The following is an 18,528-nucleotide window of genomic DNA, read 5'->3' on the forward strand; positions in this document are numbered from 1 at the left end:
GGGAAACACATGTTGAGGAAAAAGACCAACGGGGTTGCGCGACGCCCCCAGCGGACAAGTATCCTGTCCAAGGCAGCGGAGACACGTGTCGATCGCCGGACATTTCTGAGGGGTTCCGGCCTCGCTGTCGGTGGCCTCGCGGCCATCAGCGCAACGGGTGGTATGGTCACCCAGGCCTCGGCGCAGACAGCCGGGGGAGCCGTCGAGCTCAAGAAATCCGTCTGCACGCACTGCTCCGTCGGTTGTACCGTCGTGGCCGAGGTGCAGAACGGCGTCTGGACCGGGCAGGAGCCTGGCTGGGACAGCCCGTTCAACCTGGGTGCGCACTGCGCCAAGGGTGCTGCGGTGCGCGAGCACGCACATGGCGAGCGCCGTTTGAAATATCCGACCAAGCTGGTGAACGGCGAATGGGTTCGCGTCAGCTGGGAAGAGGCGATCAACGAGATCGGCGACGGCATGATGAAGATCCGCGAGGAAAGCGGCCCGGACAGCGTCTACTGGCTGGGCTCGGCCAAGCACAACAACGAACAGGCCTACCTCTTCCGCAAGTTCGCGGCCTACTGGGGCACGAACAACGTGGACCACCAGGCGCGTATCTGTCACTCCACCACGGTTGCGGGTGTTGCGAACACATGGGGCTACGGCGCCATGACCAACTCCTACAACGACATTCATAACTCCAAGGCGATCTTCATCATCGGCGGCAACCCCGCCGAGGCGCATCCGGTCTCTCTGCTGCACGTCCTGAGGGCGAAGGAGCAGAACAACGCGCCGCTCATCGTCTGCGACCCCCGCTTCACGCGGACCGCGGCTCATGCGGATGAATACGTCCGCTTCCGTCCGGGCACCGACGTGGCGCTGGTATGGGGTATCCTGTGGCACATCTTCGAGAACGGTTGGGAGGACAAGGAGTTCATCCGCACCCGTGTCTGGGGCATGGACCAAATCCGTGAAGAGGTCGCCCGCTGGACCCCCGAAGAAGTTGAGCGCGTGACCGGCACACCCGGTTCCCAGCTCAAGCGCGTTGCGCGCACCATGGCCAACAACCGTCCCGGCACGGTGATCTGGTGCATGGGCGGTACGCAGCACACCAACGGCAACAACAACACCCGTGCCTACTGCATTCTGCAGCTTGCGCTGGGCAACATGGGTACCTCCGGCGGCGGCACCAATATCTTCCGCGGCCACGACAACGTTCAGGGAGCGACGGACCTCGGCGTTCTGGCCGATACGCTGCCGGGCTACTACGGGCTGTCCGCAGGGAGCTGGGCGCACTGGGCGCGCGTATGGGAGGAAGACCTCGACTGGCTCAAGGGCCGGTTCTCGGATGCCAAGTTCGGCGACACTTCGATGATGAACCTCAACGGCATCCCCGTCAGCCGCTGGATTGACGGTGTGCTTGAGGACAAGGACAATATCGATCAGCCGGACAACACCCGGGCCATGGTGCTTTGGGGACATGCCCCCAACTCCCAGACCCGGATGAAGGAAATGAAGACGGCGATGGAGAAACTCGACCTGCTGGTCGTTGTGGACCCCTATCCGACGGTTTCGGCAATCCTTCACGACCGGACTGACGGCGTGTACCTTCTGCCTGCCTGCACACAGTTCGAGACGCGCGGCTCCGTTACCGCGTCGAACCGGTCGCTTCAGTGGCGCGAAAAGGTGGTCGATCCGCTGTTCGAGTCTCTGCCTGACCACATCATCATGGCAAAGTTCGCCGAGAAGTTTGGTTTCCATGACCGCATCTTCCGCAACATCGCCATCGACGAGGGCGGCGAGCCGAACATCGAGGACATCACCCGCGAGTTCAACCGCGGCATGTGGACCATCGGCTATACCGGCCAGTCGCCGGAGCGCCTCAAGTTGCACATGGCGAACCAGCATACCTTTGACCGCACCACACTGCGGGCGAAGGGAGGACCGGCAGACGGGGATTACTACGGTCTGCCCTGGCCAAGCTGGGGAACACCCGAGATGAACCATCCGGGCACGGCGAACCTTTACGACATGTCGCTGCCCGTCGCCGAAGGAGGCCTGACTTTCCGCGCGCGTTTCGGTGTTGAGCGGGACGGGGACAACCTGCTGGCTGAAGGCGTCTACAGCGTGGGCTCGGAAATCCAGGATGGATATCCCGAATTCACGATGCAGATGCTGATGGATCTCGGCTGGGACGGCGATCTTACCGCCGAAGAACGCGCGACGATCGAAAAGATCGGTGGCGACAATCCCGGCAGCGTGAACTGGAAGACCGACCTTTCCGGCGGTATCCAGCGCGTCGCGATCAAGCATGGCTGCGCACCTTTCGGCAATGCCAAGGCGCGGGCGGTCGTCTGGACCTTCCCGGACCCGGTACCGATCCACCGCGAACCGCTCTACACCAACCGCCGCGATCTTGTGGCCGACTACGGTACATACGAGGACCGCAAGTTCTGGCGTGTGCCGACCCTCTACAAGACGATCCAGGAAAAGGATTTCTCGGAGGATTATCCGATCATCCTGACCTCGGGCCGCCTTGTCGAATATGAAGGCGGTGGGGATGAGACCCGCTCGAACCCCTGGCTGGCCGAGCTTCAGCAGGACATGTTCGTCGAGATCAACACCCGCGACGCCAACAACCTTGGCGTACGTGATGGGTCTAAGGTCTGGGTCGAAGGCCCGGAAGGCGGCAAGGTCAAGGTCATGGCGATGGTCACCGAAAGGGTGGGTGAGGGCGTTGCCTTCATGCCGTTCCACTTCGGCGGTCATCTGGAGGGCGAGGACAGGCGTCACAAGTACCCCGACGGTGCCGACCCCTACGTCCTGGGCGAAAGCACCAACACCGCGCAGACCTATGGCTACGACTCAGTGACCCAGATGCAGGAGACCAAAGCGACTCTCTGCAAGATCTGGGCAGCTTAAGGAGGAAAGAAAATGGCTAGAGCAAAATTCCTCTGTGATGCTGAACGCTGCATCGAATGCAACGCCTGCGTGACAGCCTGCAAGAACGAGCATGAAGTGCCATGGGGCATCAACCGGCGCAGGGTCGTCACGATCAACGACGGTAACCCCGGCGAGCGGTCCATCTCGGTCGCCTGCATGCATTGTTCGGACGCGCCCTGTATGGCGGTCTGCCCGGTCGACTGCTTCTATCAGAACGAAGAAGGGGTCGTCCTGCACTCCAAGGACCTCTGCATTGGCTGCGGCTACTGCTTCTACGCATGCCCCTTCGGTGCGCCGCAGTTCCCCCAGGCGGGCAACTTCGGGTCGCGCGGCAAGATGGACAAATGCACCTTCTGCGCCGGTGGCCCGGAAGAGACGCATTCCACCGCCGAATTCGCCAAGTACGGTCGTAACCGGATCGCGGAAGGCAAGCTGCCCATCTGCGCCGAGATGTGCTCGACCAAGGCGCTTCTGGCGGGTGACGGCGATGTCGTCTCGGCAATCTACCGCGAGCGTGTCGTGGCGCGCGGCTTCGGTTCCGGTGCATGGGGCTGGGGCACGGCCTATGATCAGAAGGGCGGCTAAGCCCTTCCGACACGCGTGATATGATATGAGATCGGAAAGGGCGGCCATCGCGGTCCGCCCTTTCCCAAATCATCCAATTCGAAATTCTGGGGTGGAGGGACACCATGGTCCGAGCGCTATTGGCAGCAGCACTTACGCTATTGGTCTGGATCACGCCGATCGAGGCGCAGCAGGCACCAGAGCCTGACAGGAGCGCAACAGGCGGAGCGCAGACGCTCGAAGACATCCTTGCGCGCCAGCGGGGCGAGAAGATCGACAATACCTTCCGCAGTTCGAACACCGGTGATCCGTCGAGTGCCGCAGGAATTGCGGACCAGCTCGGTACACTTGGCGGAGCCTCGGATTCGGAGACCTGGCGGGCGCTCCGCTTTGGATCGGCCGATGTGACCGTCTCCAGCGGCGGCGAAGTGGCAACCGTTCTGATGCAGGATGGCGGAATGGCCTGGCTCAGCTTCCGCGATGGCCCGCTGCGAACCTATGGCGGCTACGGGTTGCTGGCGATGATCGGCCTGCTTGCGGTGTTCTTCCTGCTGCGCGGGCGCATCCGTGTGGACGGTGAACTGACGGGCCGCACGGTCACCCGGTTCAAGGCGGTGGAACGCTTTGCGCACTGGCTCCTGGCGGGTTCCTTCATCCTTCTCGGGATCACCGGGCTGTTGACGCTCTTCGGGCGGGTCTTCATCCTGCCGACCTTCGGACCGGAGGCGAATTCCTTCATACTGATTTGGGGCAAATGGGTGCACAACAACGTCGCCTGGGCCTTCATGATCGCGCTGGTGATGGTGTTCTTCATGTGGGTCTGGCACAACATCCCCGACCGGACTGACCTCACCTGGGTCGCGCAGGCCGGCGGCATCGTCGGCAAAAAGCACCCACCGGCCAAGAAATTCAATGCGGGCCAAAAGGTCATCTTCTGGTCCGTGATCGTGCTGGGCGGCTCGATCTCCGTCTCCGGCCTGTCTCTGCTCTTCCCCTTTGAACTGCCCCTGTTCGCCAAGACCTTCGTGATTCTCAACGATATCGGCGCGCCCGGCTGGATCGGGATGCAACCACTGCCGACGCAGCTCTCTCCGCAGGAAGAGATGCAACTGGCGCAGGCCTGGCACGCCATCGTGTCCTTCGTGCTGATGGCGATCATCATCGCGCATATCTACATCGGCACGCTGGGTATGGAAGGTGCCTACGACGCGATGGGATCGGGCGAAGTGGACGAAGCCTGGGCGCACCAGCACCATTCCATCTGGCTGGAAGAGGTCAAGAAGGCCGAAGCGCCCAGATCAGGCGCGACCACGCCCGCCGAATAGCGCCGCATGCGCGTGCTGCCCCTCATCCTTTCCGCTGCTCTTTGCGCCCTGACGCAGGGGGCGGCGGCAAACGGGTTCACGACCTTGAAGGGCCACGGCGGACCTGTGATGGGGCTTGCGGCCAACACCGTCGGAGACATCGCAAGCGCGAGTTTCGACAATTCCGTAGGCTTCTGGCGCAAAGAACGGCCGCTCTGGCTCGAAGGGCACGATGCTGCGGTCGTAGATGTGGTGTTCGCGGGGGATACCGAGATCATCTCGGGCGGTGACGACTTCTCTGTGCGGCTGTGGCGCGATGGCGAAAGCGAACTGCTTGGCAGGCACCGGGGCAAGGTCACGGACCTCGAGGTCTCACCGGACCGCAGCCGCGTTGCATCCGCAAGCTGGGACGGCACCGTCGGCATCTGGTCCCTGCGTGGGGAAGCGCATTTCCGCTTCGACCAGCACGATGCGGGCTTCAGCGACGTTGCCTTCTCTTCGGATGGCAAGAGGCTCTTCGCGGCGACCTCGGCGGGCGAGATTGTGATCTATGACCTCGCCACCCGCGACAGACCGCGGGTATTGGTCAGGAACGGCTTCGGCATCAACGAGATGATCCTTGGCCCCGGCGATGCCTGGCTGGCCTACGGAGCTGTTGATGGCGTCACCCGCGTCGTCGATCCGCTGACGGGGGATCAGTTGAGCGACTTCACCCTCGACCGCCGCCCGATCCTCGCCATGGCATTTGATCCCGTAAACCAGCAGATCGCCGTGGGTGACGGGCATGGCTACATCATGATCATCGACACCGGGCGCTGGATCATCGTTCGGGACTTTCGCGCCATGCGCGAGGGCCCGGTCTGGGCACTGGCTTTCGATCCGGAGGGCGAGACCATCTACGCAGGGGGCCTCGACAACGTCATCTTCCGCTGGCCTGTCGCCCTTCTCGATGCCTTCGCACCGGCCGAAAATGTCGAACGCAGCTTCCTGCGCGATGCCGATGAGATGTCGAATGGAGAGCGACAGTTCATGCGCAAATGCTCGATCTGCCATTCGCTTGAGCGGGACGGCGGCAGGAAGGCGGGTCCGACGCTGCATGGTGTGTTCGGACGGCCCGCGGGGAGCCTGCCGGGGTACAGGTACTCGCAGACGCTTCTGACGTCTCAGATTGTTTGGTCGGAAAACACCATTGATGCCCTGTTCGACGAGGGGCCGGACCACTACATACCGAATTCGAAGATGCCCATGCAGCGGATCACCGCGGCGCAGGACCGCGACGATCTGATCGCCTATCTGAAACGCGAAACGTCAGCTGAGGGGGAGTGAGCCATGAAAGCAATGTTGACCGGATTTGCCGCCGTCATTCTGATCGCGATTGGTGCGGATCTGGCGCTCGACCAGATTGGGTTTTCCTCGGTCGAGCGGTTCTCGGGCGAGGCTACGCGGGTGAGCCGTTCGGACTGAGCGTAGAGACCTGGTCAGCCTTCGCCGCCCAAACCTCAACCTCAACCTTGAATTCGGGCCGGGTAAAGCCCGTCACGACGACAAGCGTCGAGCTTGGCAGCCGCGCTGGCTGTCCGATGAAAGCATAACGCGCCCGCATGTAGTCGGTCATGTATTCGCGTGCCGTCACATAGGCCGAAATATGTGCGACATCGGCGGGGCCCATTCCCCCTTCCGCAAGGATCGCGCGGATATTTTCAAAGCAAAGCCGGGCCTGTTCGAAAGTGCTTTCCGGTATCGAATCATCCGGTCCGATGCCCAGCTGTCCGGAAGTTCGGATCAGCCGCATCCCCGCCGGAATCTCGGTCCCATGTGAATAGGCGCCGAAGGGAGGACGCAAAGCGTCTGGGTTTAAGGCCCTCATATCGCTCATCTTTCCGGGTTCGCGGAAAACCCTTGCCAGTTCTGCCAGTTTCTGGGACCTTTTTCGCATATCTCTGGCACAGATCAATCTCAGGGCCACGCAGCAGCTTTCCTTGAAAGGGGGAGACATGTTTTGGCGTGGAATTTTGACGTGCGCCCATCGCCTCGCTGGCAGGGGCCGGAGATGAGGGTTCAGGGATACTGGGCTGATCTGCCCTCACCATCCTTTGCCGATCTGCCAGCGCAGACCGTTGCCGTTCTGCCGCTTGGCGCAACCGAACAGCATGGGCCACACTTGCCTCTCTCGGTCGACAGCGACCTCATCGACGCCGTTGCGGCGCGCATGCTGGCCGCGCTTTCCCCGGATCAGTCGGTGCTCGTGCTTCCAACGCTCACCATCACGAAAAGTGATGAGCATCTCGATTACCCCGGCACGCTGACGCTTTCCCCGGAAACCTTTTTGGCGGTGGTGCGGGAAACCGGTGCCTGCGTCGCCCGCGCGGGCGTGGAACGCCTCGTTCTGTTCAACGGCCACGGCGGCAACGCTGCGCTCTTACAGGTTGCGGCCCGCGAGTTGCGGCGCGCGCACGTGATGATCGTCGCGGTCTGCTCGTGGGGTGCCTTTGCGGGGTGGCAAGACCACTTTGAGCCGGAAGCCTACGCGCATGACATCCATGCGGGCGATAGCGAGACTTCGGCCATGCTGGCCCTGCGCCCTGACCGTGTCGAAATGAACAAGGCGCAGAATTTCACGGCGCCGATGAAGGGATGGGGCCAGTCTGTGCCGGGCCTCGGGCTTGGGGGCAGCCCCGTCAACCCCGGTTGGCTGGCGCAGGATCTGCATCCCTCGGGGGCTTGCGGCAATGCGTCTGCCGCTACCGCTGAGAAAGGGGCGGCATTGCTTGACAGCGCGGGACGCAACTTTGCCCTGTTCCTCGCCGAATTTGCGCGCTTTGACCACCGGGGGCAGCAGCCATGAGCGATGGTGCCTTGATCCCGAACGTTTTGGTTCCGCGAAGCGTCATCGCGGACAGCGAAACCTTTGGCGGGAGTGTTGTGAAAGACGGTGTCACAGGTGATCTGCTGCTGCGGAATGGCCGCGCCATCGCGCTCAGACCCAGCGAAGCGGCGCCCGAGCGGATCTTACTGCCACGGCTCACGGACCCGCATGTGCACCTCGACAAGTGCCACAGCGTTGACCGGATGGATAATGTCGGCGGCGATCTGGCTGCCGCGCTGGCCGCGCAGCGGGCGGACAAGGCGCACTGGACGGTGGATGACCTGCGCGCGCGGGCGGGCCGGGGCCTGTCGGAGCTGATGGCGGCGGGCTGCGGCTTGGTTCGAAGCCACGTCGATTGGGGCGATGATTCGATCCCTGACGAGGTGCCGCTGGCGTGGGAGGTGCTGGGTGACCTCGCCACCGACGCAGGTTCAGAATTGACGCTCCAGCGCGCGGCGCTGGTCAATGTCCATTTGCTGGCCGATCCCGATTACGCCCGTCGCTGCGCCGCGCGGATCGCACGGGACGGCGGCGTTCTGGGCACTTTCGTGCTGGATCAGCCGCAGCGTCGCGCGGGCGTGCAGAACGCCTTTCGCGAGGCATCGCGCCTTGGCATTGCGCTTGATTTCCACGTGGACGAAGGACTGCAGGCGGGCCTTCACGGTGTCGAGATGATTGCCGATATCGCGTTGGAAACGGGCTTTGACGGCCCGATCCTCTGCGGTCACGCCTGCGCGCTATCGACCCTGCCCGAGGATGACGTAGCCCGCATCGCGGACAAGCTGGCGCGCGCGGGCATCGCCGTGGCGGCGTTGCCGCAAACGAACCTCTACCTTCAGGGCAGGCGCGGGGGCACGCCCGATCTGCGCGGGCTCACCCGCGTTCACGAACTTCGCGCGGCGGGCGTAAACGTGGTTCTGGGCGCCGACAACGTCCGCGATGCCTTTTGCCCCATCGGGCAGCATGTACCCTTGGTCACGCTTGGCCTAGGCGTGCTGTCGGCGCATCTCGATCCGCCCTTCGCCGATCATCTGCCGATGATTTCAACCGATGCGGCCCGCGCGCTCGGGCAGGCTCCCCTCTATGTCGATCAGGCTCGGATCGGAGCACTGATCGTCTTCGAAGCAAGGTCCATATCGGACCTTGTTGCCAATGCCCCTGCGCCGCGCCCGCTTGCTGAACTGACAGGAGAAGAGGAATGAGTGACACGCTTGGGAACAGGACCGTCGACTGGACCGCCATCGCGGTGGCATTGGCCCCCGTGAAAGTCATCGACGAGCCGGTCCTGGTCAAGAAACGGTCACGCGATTTCTTCTGGTATTCGCCCATCCTGAATGCCCAGCTCAAGGAATGCTTTGGCGACCTGGTGGCATGCCCTGCCACGCGTGAGGAGATGGCGCATTGCCTTGCGGTTGCCTACGCCAACGATCTGCCGGTCGTGTTACGCGGGGGCGGGACGGGGAACTATGGCCAGGCCGTTCCACTGCATGGTGGTCTGATCATCGAGACGACGGGCATGAAGCGTATCCTCGAGATCGGAGAGGGGTTTGTCCGGGTCGAGGCAGGCGCGTTGATGGCTGACATCAATGCCGCGTTGAAGCCCGAAGGATGGGAGATGGCGATGTTCCCCTCGACACAGGACATAGCGACGATTGGCGGCTTTGTCGCCGGTGGCAGTGCCGGGATCGGTTCCATCGCGAACGGGGCCTTGCGGGAGCCGGGGAATATCATCGGGCTCAAAGCACTCTCGGTCGAAGCGGTGCCGCAGGAGCATTTGTTCGAGGGCGAGGATGCCTTGCAGATTCATCACGCCTGGGGGCTGAACGGCGCCATCACCGAGGTGACCCTCCGGACGGTGCCAACACGCGACTGGATCGGCTGTATGGCTACATTCAACACTTATCGCGATGCCTACGCGGCGGGTTATGCGCTTGCCAGCAGCAAGACGATCGGGCGCAAGCTTTGCTCTACCGTCGATGCACGGATTGTCGATTTTTTCCCGCGGCTTGACGGGCATTTGCGCAAGGGCAAGGACCTCTTGGTGGCACTTGTGCCGCGCGAAGACATGGATGCCTACCGCGCGCTCATCGCCGCGCAGGGCGGGACGGTCGACCTAGCGCTGACGGATGCCGAACGCGAAGAGAAGGGCATCCCCCATGTCTTTGAATTCGCCTACAATCACACGACGCTGCAGGTTCTCAAGGCCGACCGCTCTGCCACTTACCAGCAGATCGGCGTGCCCGATGCCTCGGACGTCGATGCCATCGCTACTATGGCGGCACGGCAAGGCGACGATGTCTGGCAACACCACGAATTCGCCCGGCTGAACGGAGAGGTCGTGGCATTCGATCTGCCCATCATTTGGTTCAATGACGAGGCCCGCCTGTGCGAGATCGATGCGACCTACGAGGCGGCCGGCTTTCCGGTCTATGACGCGCATACCTATCACGTGGAAGGCGGAGGGCTGAAGAACGCGGATTACCGTCACCTTGCCTGGAAAAAACGCATGGACCCGAAAGGGCTGCTGAACCCGGGGAAGTCGCGCGCCTGGGACCTTGTACGCGAGCTGTCTCCTGAAGATATCGAAGCCAAGGCCGGGGAGGGCCAAACATGACATTGAAAACAAGCCCCCTCAATCCGTATTTCGGGGTCGAGGTGACGGGGATCGACCTCAACAAGGTGACGGCGGATCACCATTTTTCCGAAATACGCGCGCTCTTCGAAGAACACTCCGCGCTTCTCTTTCGCGGACAGCAGATCGGGGACGAAAAGCATATGGAGATCGCGCGGCTTTTCGGTCCCATCGAGGACCGGAACGCGGACGAGCGCAAACCGGGAGAGACCTTTGAAGTGCCGAAGGTGTCTAACGTGCAGGCGGATGGGACGACCATGGCAGAGATGGACCTGCACACGCTCCATCTGAAGGCCAACTTCCTGTGGCACTCCGACAGCACGTTCCTGCCGGTTCCGGCACTGGTCAACATCCTGATCGGGCGCGTCGTGACCTCGCGTGGCGGGGCCACGGAGCTGGCCTCGACCCGTGCTGCATTGGCCGCCATGCCAGAGTCCCTGAAAGCGCGGATCAGGGGGCGCGGCATCTGGCATCGCTACAGCCATTCGAGGGCCAAGATATCGCCCGAGCTTGCGGCTTTGCCGATGTTTCACAAATGGCCGGACCAGCATTGGAATGCCATCTGGCGCAATCCCGTGAACGGGCGTGAGGCCCTCTATATCGCCTCCCATGCATTTCTGATTGACGGTTACGATACGACCGGGAGCGAGGCGCTTCTGGCGGAGCTGACGGCCTTCTGCACCCAGCCACAATTCGTTTATGCTCACGATTGGCGCGCAGGCGACGTTCTGCTTTGGGACCAGCGTGCGGTGATGCACCGCGGCACGCCCTGGCCCTACGAGGAGCCGCGAACGCTGTCGAGCATCTGCTGCTCGGTGACCGAGGCGGATGGGCTTGGCGAAATGCGGCTGGCACAGACTGGCGCCGGATGATGGGATATCCGTCAACCTGTCAGCAGGCGAAACCATGCTAGAAACCGCTATCCTTGGCCTTTGTGCTCTCAATCTCGTGCTCATGGCCGCCTGGCTGACCACTGGCGTGCTTGATAATCTTCTACACCCGTTCCTGAATGAGACCTACACCGCGCAGGTGTTGGACATGGAGAGGCTTCGCGGCGATTACCCCGAGGCCTACGCGTTCGTTGCATATCGCCGGATCTCAAGTTCCAAGCTGCGCGGACGGTTGTTCAGGGCAATTGTCGTCTGGGAGATCGTTGCCACGCTGGCGCTCTGGGCCTCGGCGATCATCTTTGGCCTGGCATTTCTCGGCGGCGCTTCCGAGGCCACGGCCATCGCCTGCGGGCTGTTCGCGACGGGGCTTTTCATCTCGGTCTGGGCGGGTTTCCTGATTGCAGGCAATTACTTCTGCTACTGGTTCGGCCACGAGGGTGGCCAGAACACACATTTCCAGATGCTGCATTGGGGCATGGCGTGCGCGGTGCTGCTGGTGGTGGCCGCTGTCGCGGTGGCGTGAGGCCCGGGTTCTAGAGCTGACCTGCTTCCTCGAGCACCTTCCGCGCCACGCGAAAGCACTCAAGCGCCTGCGGCACGCCGCAGTAGATGCCGATAACATGGATGATCGCGCGGATCTCTTCCCGGCTGACGCCGTTCTTCAACGCTCCCCGGCAGTGAATCTCCCACTCGGTCATCTTGCCAAGCGCACCGATCATCGACAGGTTCATCATCGAACGTGTCTTGGCGTCGATCACCTCGTCACCCCAGCCGAAGCCCCAGCACCACGCGGTCATCGCTTCCTGAAAGGGGCGGTTGAAATCATCTGCGGTGGCGAGGTTCTTCTCGACATACTCCGCCCCAAGCGTTGCCTTGCGCTGCTCAAGCCCCTTGCGAAAGAGGTCTTCGTCGAAAGTGCTCATGGGGTGTCCTTCTGCATTGGTTCTTCAAGGTAGTTCTCAATACCTCGCCAGCGGCGAGGACTCTGGTTATCGCCTAAGCCGCGCAGGCGTGCTCGGCAAGAGTGACGTCCCCTCTCGTGCTGGTCCGCCGTCGAGGTGGGTTCTCGCAGTATGCTCAAAAAGCGGGCAGGCCGCCCTCATGCGGGCAAATGCTGATCCCGAAGCGTGATTTGGGCCGGCTGACGCCGTCCGCCGCTCCCCTCGGTTTCAAAGCTGTGTTGCAACGTCAGGGCCTTAACGGCCCGGAGGAGACTAACATTACCACGCCCGGTCCCATAGACCAGCGCGATGCGGCGCTCGTGCAACCCCGCGCGATCGGGACCGCGCGCGTCGGTGTTCGGGTCGATGCCGGTGGGATGACACGGCTTGCCGATTTGCGGCAATCGGGGTCGATGAAGCTGGCGTTTCCCCGCGCGCCGCACCCAGACGCCGAAGCGATCCTGATCAACACGGCGGGCGGCATCACCGGGGGAGACCGCTTCGAGGTCGATGCGGAAGTCGGCGCCGGTGCCGCACTCACGATCACCACACAGGCCGCCGAGCGCGCCTACCGCGCGCAGCGCGGAGAAGTCGCCCGGGTTCAAACGAAACTGAATATTGAGGCCGGGGGGCATTTGCACTGGCTGCCCCAGGAGTTGATCCTGTTCGACCGCTCTGCGCTGCACCGAAGGCTTGAGATCGCGCTCGAAGAAGGTTCCCGGCTTCTTATGGTCGAACCTGTCGTCTTTGGCCGTGCCGCGATGCGGGAAGATTTGCGGGAAATCCAATTTCGCGATCGAATCCGCATCACCCGAGCAGGCCAGCCGCTCTATTTCGATGGCACGGACCTGCGCGGCGACGTGACGTCCCATCTTGAACATCCGACCATCGGGAACGGCGCGGGGGCCATGGCAAGCCTTGTCCACGTCAACCCGAATGCGGCATCCATGCTCGCCCTCGTGCGGCGCCTGCTGCCACCAAGTGCCGGGACGAGCCTGCTGGCCGAGGATGTGCTGGTCCTCCGCCAGCTGGCCCCCGACAGTTTCGAACTGCGCCGCGCGCTGGTGCCGGTCATCGAACTGCTCTCGAATTATTCCCTTCCCACGTCATGGAGGCTTTGAGCCATGCAACTCACCCCGCGTGAAAAAGACAAACTGCTGATCGCCATGGCCGCCGAGGTCGCGCGCAAGCGTCTCGCGCGCGGGGTCAAGCTGAACCACCCCGAGGCCATCGCCCTGATCACCGACTTCGTCGTCGAAGGCGCCCGCGACGGCCGCTCGGTCGCCGACATGATGGAGGCAGGCGGGCGCGTCATCACACGCGATCAATGCATGGAAGGCATCGCCGAGATGATCCACGAGGTCCAGGTCGAGGCCACCTTTCCCGACGGCACCAAGCTGGTGACCGTCCACAACCCCATTCGATAGGAGCCGCCCATGATCCCCGGAGAAATCTTCTGTGCCAAGGGTGACCTGATCCTGAACGAAGGGTCAGATGCCGTTACCCTGATGGTGGCCAATACAGGCGATCGCCCCGTGCAGGTCGGTAGCCACTACCATTTCGCCGAAACCAATCCCGCACTCGATTTCGACCGCGACGCGGCGCGCGGCACGCGCCTCGACATCGCCGCCGGGACCGCCGTGCGGTTCGAGCCCGGCCAGCGCCGCGAGGTACAACTCATCCCGATCCGCGGTGCGCGCCGCATCTTCGGCTTCAACGCCCAAGTGATGGGAGAGCTCTGATGGCCCGCAGCATTTCCCGTCCCCAGTACGCCGCCATGTACGGCCCAACCAACGGCGACAAGGTGCGGCTGGCCGACACAGATCTGATCATCGAGGTGGAACGCGACCTTACAACCTACGGCGAAGAGGTGAAGTTCGGCGGCGGCAAGGTCATCCGCGACGGCATGGGCCAGTCTCAGGTGACGCGCGCCGAAGGTGCCGTCGATACCGTCATCACCAATGCGCTGATCGTGGATCATACCGGCATCTACAAGGCTGACGTCGCCATCAAGGACGGCCTGATCCATGCCATCGGCAAGGCAGGGAACCCCGACACCCAGCCCGGCGTCGATATCGTCATCGGACCGGGAACCGAGGCCATCGCGGGCGAAGGGCGCATCCTGACCGCCGGGGGCATGGACAGCCACATCCACTTCATCTGTCCCCAGCAGATGGAAGATTCCCTGCATTCCGGCGTGACCACCTGCTTCGGTGGCGGCACCGGCCCCGCGCACGGCACGCTTGCCACCACCTGCACGCCGGGTCCCTGGCACATCGGGCGGATGTTGCAGGCCTTCGATGGCATTCCGATGAACATCGGCCTGTCGGGCAAGGGCAACGCCAGCCAGCCCGCAGCGCTGGTCGAGATGATCAAGGGCGGTGCCTGTGCGCTCAAACTCCACGAGGACTGGGGCACGACCCCCGCCGCCATCGACTGCTGCCTCTCGGTAGCCGACGACATGGACGTGCAGGTGATGATCCACACCGACACGCTCAACGAATCCGGCTTCGTCGAACACACCGTCGCGGCCATGAAAGGCCGCACCATCCACGCCTTCCACACCGAAGGGGCAGGGGGCGGCCACGCCCCTGACATCATCAAGATCTGCGGCGACGCCAACGTGCTGCCCAGTTCCACCAACCCCACACGCCCCTTCACCGTGAACACGCTCGAGGAACACCTCGACATGCTCATGGTCTGCCACCACCTCGACAAATCCATCCCCGAGGACATCGCCTTTGCCGAAAGCCGTATCCGTCGCGAGACCATCGCGGCCGAGGATATCCTGCACGACATGGGCGCGTTTTCGATCATCGCGTCCGACAGCCAGGCCATGGGCCGGGTGGGCGAGGTGATCATCCGCACCTGGCAGACCGCCGACAAGATGAAGAAACAGCGCGGCAGGTTGGCGGAGGAGACGGGCGACAACGACAACCTCCGCGTCCGCCGCTACGTTGCGAAATACACGATCAATCCCGCCATCGCCCAAGGGGTTTCCCACGCGATCGGCGATATCACCGTAGGCAAGCGCGCCGACCTCTGCCTCTGGTCGCCTGCCTTCTTCGGCGTGAAGCCCGAAATGGTGCTGATGGGCGGCTCCATCGTAGTGGCGCAGATGGGCGATCCGAACGCCTCCATTCCGACACCGCAGCCCGTCTACACAAGGCCGATGTTTGCAGCCTACAGCAAATCGCTCCAACACTCATCGATCACCTTCATTTCGAGCGCTGCTCAGGAGGCAGGACTGCGCGATACCCTGGGTCTGTCCAAGGAAACCGTCGCCGTCAAAAATGTCCGCAAGGTCGGCAAGGCGGACATGGTTCTCAACGACGCCACGCCCAATATCGACGTGCACCCCGAAACCTACGAAGTGCGCGCTGACGGCGAATTGCTCACCTGCCAGCCCGCCGAGGTGCTGCCCATGGCGCAGCGCTATTTCCTGTTCTGAAAGGCCAAGCAAATGCACACCGCCCAAACCCTGCACCGCAATGGCCATTGGTCAGGCCCCGCCGAGATCTGCAAACTCGACTACACGGAACGTTTCCTGCGCCGCAAGAAACTGACGACCGAAGGGGGCGTCGCCTTCCTCGTCGATCTGCCGCAAACCACATCGCTCGACCATGGCGATGCGTTGGAACTCGACACCGGCACGCTGGTCCAGATCATCGCCGCCGAGGAAACCCTCGCCCGGATCACTGGCCCGGAACTCACGCGACTGGCCTGGCACATCGGGAACCGCCACACCCCCTGCCAGATCGAAGCCGATCATCTGCTGATACAGCATGATCCGGTGATCGAACACATGCTCGAACACCTTGGCGCGACAGTGGAAAAGATCACCGCGCCCTTTACCCCCGAGGGCGGAGCCTACGGGCACGGCCGTACCCACAGCCACGAACACGGTGCAACGGCGCACAGCCACAGCCATTCGCACAGCCACACCCATTCCCATGGTCATTGAACGCCACGTTCTGACCCTCGCCCAATGGCTTTCACCCGCCTTTCCAGTGGGGGCCTTCGCCTATTCCCACGGGCTGGAAAGCGCGATTGCGTCGGGGCAAATCGCAACGGCTGCCCACCTCCAAGACTGGCTGGAATCCGTCCTGCTCCATGGCTCGGGCCGCACTGATTGCATCCTGCTACGCGCCGCCCATGCCGCTGTTGACCCGACAGCGCTCGCACACATCGACGCCACAGCGCGGGCCTTCGCAGCATCGAGCGAAAGGCTAGTTGAAACCGATCTTCAGGGCGACGCCTTCTGCAAGACCGTCTCGGATGTCTGGGGCACCGACATGCAGGGCTACACCTATCCTGTGGCCGTCGGTGCCGCTGCAGCGCGCACCGAAATACACGCGGACCTCACCGCATCGATGTACCTCCAGGCTTTCGCCTCTAACCTTGTCTCCGCCGCCGTCCGCGCCGTCCCGCTGGGCCAGACCGAAGGACAAGCAGTGCTCGCCGCACTCACCCCGACCTGCGAGCGTATCGCCAGCGAAACGGCGCACACGACGCTCGACGATCTCTCCAGCACCGCCTTCCTGTCGGACATCGCCGCCATGCAACACGAAACCCTCCAGCCAAGGATTTTCCGCACATGACCAAGCTGAACGGCCCCCTCCGCGTCGGTATCGGCGGCCCCGTGGGCGCCGGCAAAACCACCCTTACCGCCGCCATTGCCAAGGCCCTGCACCCCCATGTCTCCATCGGCGTGATCACCAACGACATCTACACGCAAGAGGATGCCGAGGCGCTGATGCGCATGCAGATCCTGCCGCAGGACCGCATCATCGGTGTCGAAACCGGCGGTTGCCCCCATACGGCCATCCGCGAAGACGCCTCAATCAACCTCGCCGCCGTGGCCGAGATGGAGAAGCGGCACCCTGACGTCGAAATCGTGCTCATCGAAAGCGGGGGCGACAACCTCTCGGCCACCTTCAGCCCGGAACTCGCGGACCTCACGATCTACGTCATCGACGTGGCAGCGGGTGAGGAAATCCCCCGCAAGGGCGGCCCCGCGATCACCAAGTCCGACTTGCTCGTGATCAACAAGACAGACCTCGCCCCCCATGTCGGCGCATCGCTTGACGTGATGGAGCGGGACGCAACGCGCGTGCGGGCGGGGCGCCCCTTCGTTTTCTGCGCACTCCGGCACGGGAAGGGTGTCGATGCAGTGCTCGACGTGATCTCCGACGTGGGCGGTCTGGTGATCGCTGCGGAATAGCCGCCCTGCTCAGGCAGCGGGCTGTGCCAGCCTGTCACCCAGCCGCTCCAGCATCGTCAGGCACTGGCCCAGTTGATCGACAGAAACGTATTCATCCGCCTTATGCGCCTGCTCAATCGAGCCGGGCCCGCAGACCACCACATCCGTGCCCATCGCCTGGAATATCCCGGCTTCCGTCCCGAATGACACCAGATCGGCCCCATTCGGCCCGGTCAGTTCGCTGACGATCCGCCGCGCCTCGTTCTCGCGCGTCGGGATCAGGCCCGCGACCTCACCGATCACTTCCAGCTCGATCTTCGCCTCCGGGTAGACCGCCTGCATCCGGGGCAGCAGCACGTCGTCGCAATAGCTGCGCAGCGCCTCCTTCACGAAATCCGCATCCGCCGTCTGGACGGGCCGCATCTCCCAATCGACCTGCGCCTTGGAGGCAATCACATTATGCGCCGTCCCACCGTGCAGCGCGCCGACGTTCACAGTGGTCCAAGGCGGATCGAAGGGGCTGTCCTCCGGTGCCCAGCCCTTCAGCTTCTCCTTCAGATCAAGCAGCACGTTCACATAGCGCACCGCCGCCTCAACCGCATTCACCCCGAGGTCCGGTGCCGATCCGTGCCCCGCAAGCCCATGAAAATGCGTCGAATACTCATAGCAACCCTTATGCCCCTCGATGATCCGCATCTCAGTCGGTTCGCCGATGATCGCAACGCCGGGGGTCACCCCGCGCTCTTTCAGAACCTGCGCCAGATGCTGCGCACCGAAACAGCCGATCTCCTCGTCGTAGGTGAAGGCGAAATGCAGCGGACGATCCCCGACCCGTTCCGCAAAGCGCGGGGCCATCGCCAGTGTCGCCGCGATAAAGCCCTTCATGTCACAGGTGCCGCGCCCGTAGAGCCGCCCGTCACGTTCGGCCAGTGCAAAAGGGTCTGTTGTCCAGTCCTGATCGGCCACCGGCACGACGTCGGAATGACCGGATAGTAGAATTCCGCCATCGCCCTCCGGCCCTAAAGTGGCAAAGAGATTGGCCTTCTCGCCGAAGGGCGCGCGCACCACCTCGACCCGTGCACCGCATTCGCCCAGCAGGTTCGCGGCAAAGTCGATCAGCGCAAGGTTGCTGTCCGCCGAGACCGTCGGAAAGGCGATAAGTTCGCCCAGTATCGCCTTCGTCTGATCCAGAAGCTCCGTCACGGC

General features: G+C 63.0%; 20 protein-coding genes. 17 read left to right on the forward strand and 3 right to left on the reverse strand.

Going from position 1 to position 18,528, the window contains the following annotated elements:
* Window positions 1–9: 9 nt before the first annotated feature.
* From AB2B41_RS06300 to AB2B41_RS06320, 5 genes are all read left to right on the forward strand, one after another.
* Window positions 10–2,901 (forward strand): formate dehydrogenase subunit alpha, encoded by a 2,892-nt coding sequence (locus AB2B41_RS06300; RefSeq protein WP_367876912.1) that lies wholly within the window; start codon window positions 10–12, stop codon window positions 2,899–2,901.
* 12 nt (window positions 2,902–2,913) lie between these two features.
* Window positions 2,914–3,507: a formate dehydrogenase FDH3 subunit beta gene (gene fdh3B / locus AB2B41_RS06305; protein ID WP_367876913.1), complete on the forward strand. Its 594-nt coding sequence runs from the start codon at window positions 2,914–2,916 to the stop codon at window positions 3,505–3,507.
* 104 nt (window positions 3,508–3,611) lie between these two features.
* A complete protein-coding gene (locus tag AB2B41_RS06310) occupies window positions 3,612–4,811 on the forward strand; it encodes a formate dehydrogenase subunit gamma (protein WP_367876914.1) in 1,200 nt (399 codons plus the stop codon).
* 6 nt (window positions 4,812–4,817) lie between these two features.
* Window positions 4,818–6,116 carry a c-type cytochrome gene (locus AB2B41_RS06315; RefSeq protein WP_367876915.1) on the forward strand — a complete coding sequence of 433 codons (1,299 nt, stop codon included), beginning with the start codon at window positions 4,818–4,820 and terminating at the stop codon, window positions 6,114–6,116.
* 3 nt (window positions 6,117–6,119) lie between these two features.
* Window positions 6,120–6,254, forward strand: coding sequence for a hypothetical protein (locus AB2B41_RS06320; protein ID WP_367876916.1), 135 nt, complete (start codon window positions 6,120–6,122; stop codon window positions 6,252–6,254).
* On the opposite strand, the gene AB2B41_RS06325 is transcribed toward AB2B41_RS06320, so the two are convergent.
* A complete protein-coding gene (locus AB2B41_RS06325; RefSeq protein WP_367876917.1) occupies window positions 6,229–6,666 on the reverse strand; it encodes a RidA family protein in 438 nt (145 codons plus the stop codon). The two genes, AB2B41_RS06320 and AB2B41_RS06325, sit on opposite strands and share 26 nt — an antisense overlap.
* 174 nt (window positions 6,667–6,840) lie before the next feature.
* Between AB2B41_RS06325 and AB2B41_RS06330 the strand changes: the two genes are divergently transcribed.
* Genes AB2B41_RS06330 through AB2B41_RS06350 form a run of 5 tightly spaced genes read left to right on the forward strand, consistent with a single transcriptional unit; the run spans window position 6,841 to window position 11,701 of the window.
* Window positions 6,841–7,635: a creatininase family protein gene (locus tag AB2B41_RS06330; protein ID WP_367876918.1), complete on the forward strand. Its 795-nt coding sequence runs from the start codon at window positions 6,841–6,843 to the stop codon at window positions 7,633–7,635.
* On the forward strand, window positions 7,632–8,858 hold the full coding sequence (locus tag AB2B41_RS06335; RefSeq protein WP_367876919.1) for an amidohydrolase family protein: 1,227 nt from the start codon (window positions 7,632–7,634) through the stop codon (window positions 8,856–8,858). Before AB2B41_RS06330 ends, AB2B41_RS06335 begins: the two co-directional genes overlap by 4 nt.
* The gene (locus tag AB2B41_RS06340) at window positions 8,855–10,270 is read left to right on the forward strand and encodes an FAD-binding oxidoreductase (protein ID WP_367876920.1); all 1,416 of its coding nucleotides are present in this window, start codon (window positions 8,855–8,857) and stop codon (window positions 10,268–10,270) included. The genes AB2B41_RS06335 and AB2B41_RS06340 overlap by 4 nt, the downstream gene beginning before the upstream one ends.
* Entirely contained in the window at window positions 10,267–11,160 is an 894-nt protein-coding gene (locus AB2B41_RS06345) for a TauD/TfdA dioxygenase family protein (protein ID WP_367876921.1), read from the forward strand. Before AB2B41_RS06340 ends, AB2B41_RS06345 begins: the two co-directional genes overlap by 4 nt.
* A gap of 34 nt (window positions 11,161–11,194) precedes the next feature.
* Complete coding sequence (locus tag AB2B41_RS06350; RefSeq protein ID WP_367876922.1) at window positions 11,195–11,701, forward strand: DUF2165 family protein; 507 nt, start codon at window positions 11,195–11,197, stop codon at window positions 11,699–11,701.
* 10 nt (window positions 11,702–11,711) lie between these two features.
* On the opposite strand, the gene AB2B41_RS06355 is transcribed toward AB2B41_RS06350, so the two are convergent.
* Window positions 11,712–12,101: a carboxymuconolactone decarboxylase family protein gene (locus tag AB2B41_RS06355; RefSeq protein ID WP_367876923.1), complete on the reverse strand. Its 390-nt coding sequence runs from the start codon at window positions 12,099–12,101 to the stop codon at window positions 11,712–11,714.
* Between the two features lie 254 nt (window positions 12,102–12,355).
* Here AB2B41_RS06355 and AB2B41_RS06360 point away from each other — a divergent pair, with 254 nt between their 5' ends.
* Genes AB2B41_RS06360 through ureG form a run of 7 tightly spaced genes read left to right on the forward strand, consistent with a single transcriptional unit; the run spans window position 12,356 to window position 17,343 of the window.
* Window positions 12,356–13,240 (forward strand): urease accessory protein UreD, encoded by an 885-nt coding sequence (locus tag AB2B41_RS06360; RefSeq protein ID WP_367876924.1) that lies wholly within the window; start codon window positions 12,356–12,358, stop codon window positions 13,238–13,240.
* Between the two features lie 3 nt (window positions 13,241–13,243).
* Window positions 13,244–13,546 carry an urease subunit gamma gene (locus tag AB2B41_RS06365; protein WP_367876925.1) on the forward strand — a complete coding sequence of 101 codons (303 nt, stop codon included), beginning with the start codon at window positions 13,244–13,246 and terminating at the stop codon, window positions 13,544–13,546.
* Between the two features lie 9 nt (window positions 13,547–13,555).
* A complete protein-coding gene (locus AB2B41_RS06370) occupies window positions 13,556–13,861 on the forward strand; it encodes an urease subunit beta (protein WP_367876926.1) in 306 nt (101 codons plus the stop codon).
* On the forward strand, window positions 13,861–15,570 hold the full coding sequence (gene ureC / locus AB2B41_RS06375; RefSeq protein WP_367876927.1) for an urease subunit alpha: 1,710 nt from the start codon (window positions 13,861–13,863) through the stop codon (window positions 15,568–15,570). The genes AB2B41_RS06370 and ureC overlap by 1 nt, the downstream gene beginning before the upstream one ends.
* A 12-nt stretch (window positions 15,571–15,582) precedes the next feature.
* Window positions 15,583–16,083: an urease accessory protein UreE gene (ureE, locus tag AB2B41_RS06380; RefSeq protein ID WP_367876928.1), complete on the forward strand. Its 501-nt coding sequence runs from the start codon at window positions 15,583–15,585 to the stop codon at window positions 16,081–16,083.
* Complete coding sequence (locus AB2B41_RS06385) at window positions 16,073–16,720, forward strand: urease accessory protein UreF (RefSeq protein WP_367876929.1); 648 nt, start codon at window positions 16,073–16,075, stop codon at window positions 16,718–16,720. Before ureE ends, AB2B41_RS06385 begins: the two co-directional genes overlap by 11 nt.
* Complete coding sequence (ureG, locus tag AB2B41_RS06390) at window positions 16,717–17,343, forward strand: urease accessory protein UreG (protein WP_367876930.1); 627 nt, start codon at window positions 16,717–16,719, stop codon at window positions 17,341–17,343. Before AB2B41_RS06385 ends, ureG begins: the two co-directional genes overlap by 4 nt.
* Before the next feature lie 9 nt (window positions 17,344–17,352).
* Here the strand turns inward: ureG and argE are convergent, their stop codons facing one another.
* Entirely contained in the window at window positions 17,353–18,525 is a 1,173-nt protein-coding gene (gene argE, locus AB2B41_RS06395; protein ID WP_367876931.1) for an acetylornithine deacetylase, read from the reverse strand.
* Window positions 18,526–18,528: the final 3 nt, after the last annotated feature.

The organism is Sulfitobacter sediminis, assembly GCF_040811725.1.
GTDB classification, from domain to species: Bacteria; Pseudomonadota; Alphaproteobacteria; order Rhodobacterales; family Rhodobacteraceae; genus Sulfitobacter; species Sulfitobacter sediminis.

What these genes read in the sequence shown, in the direction of transcription:
- AB2B41_RS06300 (WP_367876912.1), top strand. Translation starts at nt 10, where the DNA reads ATGTTGAGGAAAAAGACCAACGGGGTTGCGCGACGCCCCCAGCGGACA.
- fdh3B (WP_367876913.1), top strand. Translation starts at nt 2,914, where the DNA reads ATGGCTAGAGCAAAATTCCTCTGTGATGCTGAACGCTGCATCGAATGC.
- AB2B41_RS06310 (WP_367876914.1), top strand. Translation starts at nt 3,612, where the DNA reads ATGGTCCGAGCGCTATTGGCAGCAGCACTTACGCTATTGGTCTGGATC.
- AB2B41_RS06315 (WP_367876915.1), top strand. Translation starts at nt 4,818, where the DNA reads ATGCGCGTGCTGCCCCTCATCCTTTCCGCTGCTCTTTGCGCCCTGACG.
- AB2B41_RS06320 (WP_367876916.1), top strand. Translation starts at nt 6,120, where the DNA reads ATGAAAGCAATGTTGACCGGATTTGCCGCCGTCATTCTGATCGCGATT.
- AB2B41_RS06325 (WP_367876917.1), bottom strand. Translation starts at nt 6,666, where the DNA reads ATGAGCGATATGAGGGCCTTAAACCCAGACGCTTTGCGTCCTCCCTTC.
- AB2B41_RS06330 (WP_367876918.1), top strand. Translation starts at nt 6,841, where the DNA reads ATGAGGGTTCAGGGATACTGGGCTGATCTGCCCTCACCATCCTTTGCC.
- AB2B41_RS06335 (WP_367876919.1), top strand. Translation starts at nt 7,632, where the DNA reads ATGAGCGATGGTGCCTTGATCCCGAACGTTTTGGTTCCGCGAAGCGTC.
- AB2B41_RS06340 (WP_367876920.1), top strand. Translation starts at nt 8,855, where the DNA reads ATGAGTGACACGCTTGGGAACAGGACCGTCGACTGGACCGCCATCGCG.
- AB2B41_RS06345 (WP_367876921.1), top strand. Translation starts at nt 10,267, where the DNA reads ATGACATTGAAAACAAGCCCCCTCAATCCGTATTTCGGGGTCGAGGTG.
- AB2B41_RS06350 (WP_367876922.1), top strand. Translation starts at nt 11,195, where the DNA reads ATGCTAGAAACCGCTATCCTTGGCCTTTGTGCTCTCAATCTCGTGCTC.
- AB2B41_RS06355 (WP_367876923.1), bottom strand. Translation starts at nt 12,101, where the DNA reads ATGAGCACTTTCGACGAAGACCTCTTTCGCAAGGGGCTTGAGCAGCGC.
- AB2B41_RS06365 (WP_367876925.1), top strand. Translation starts at nt 13,244, where the DNA reads ATGCAACTCACCCCGCGTGAAAAAGACAAACTGCTGATCGCCATGGCC.
- AB2B41_RS06370 (WP_367876926.1), top strand. Translation starts at nt 13,556, where the DNA reads ATGATCCCCGGAGAAATCTTCTGTGCCAAGGGTGACCTGATCCTGAAC.
- ureC (WP_367876927.1), top strand. Translation starts at nt 13,861, where the DNA reads ATGGCCCGCAGCATTTCCCGTCCCCAGTACGCCGCCATGTACGGCCCA.
- ureE (WP_367876928.1), top strand. Translation starts at nt 15,583, where the DNA reads ATGCACACCGCCCAAACCCTGCACCGCAATGGCCATTGGTCAGGCCCC.
- AB2B41_RS06385 (WP_367876929.1), top strand. Translation starts at nt 16,073, where the DNA reads ATGGTCATTGAACGCCACGTTCTGACCCTCGCCCAATGGCTTTCACCC.
- ureG (WP_367876930.1), top strand. Translation starts at nt 16,717, where the DNA reads ATGACCAAGCTGAACGGCCCCCTCCGCGTCGGTATCGGCGGCCCCGTG.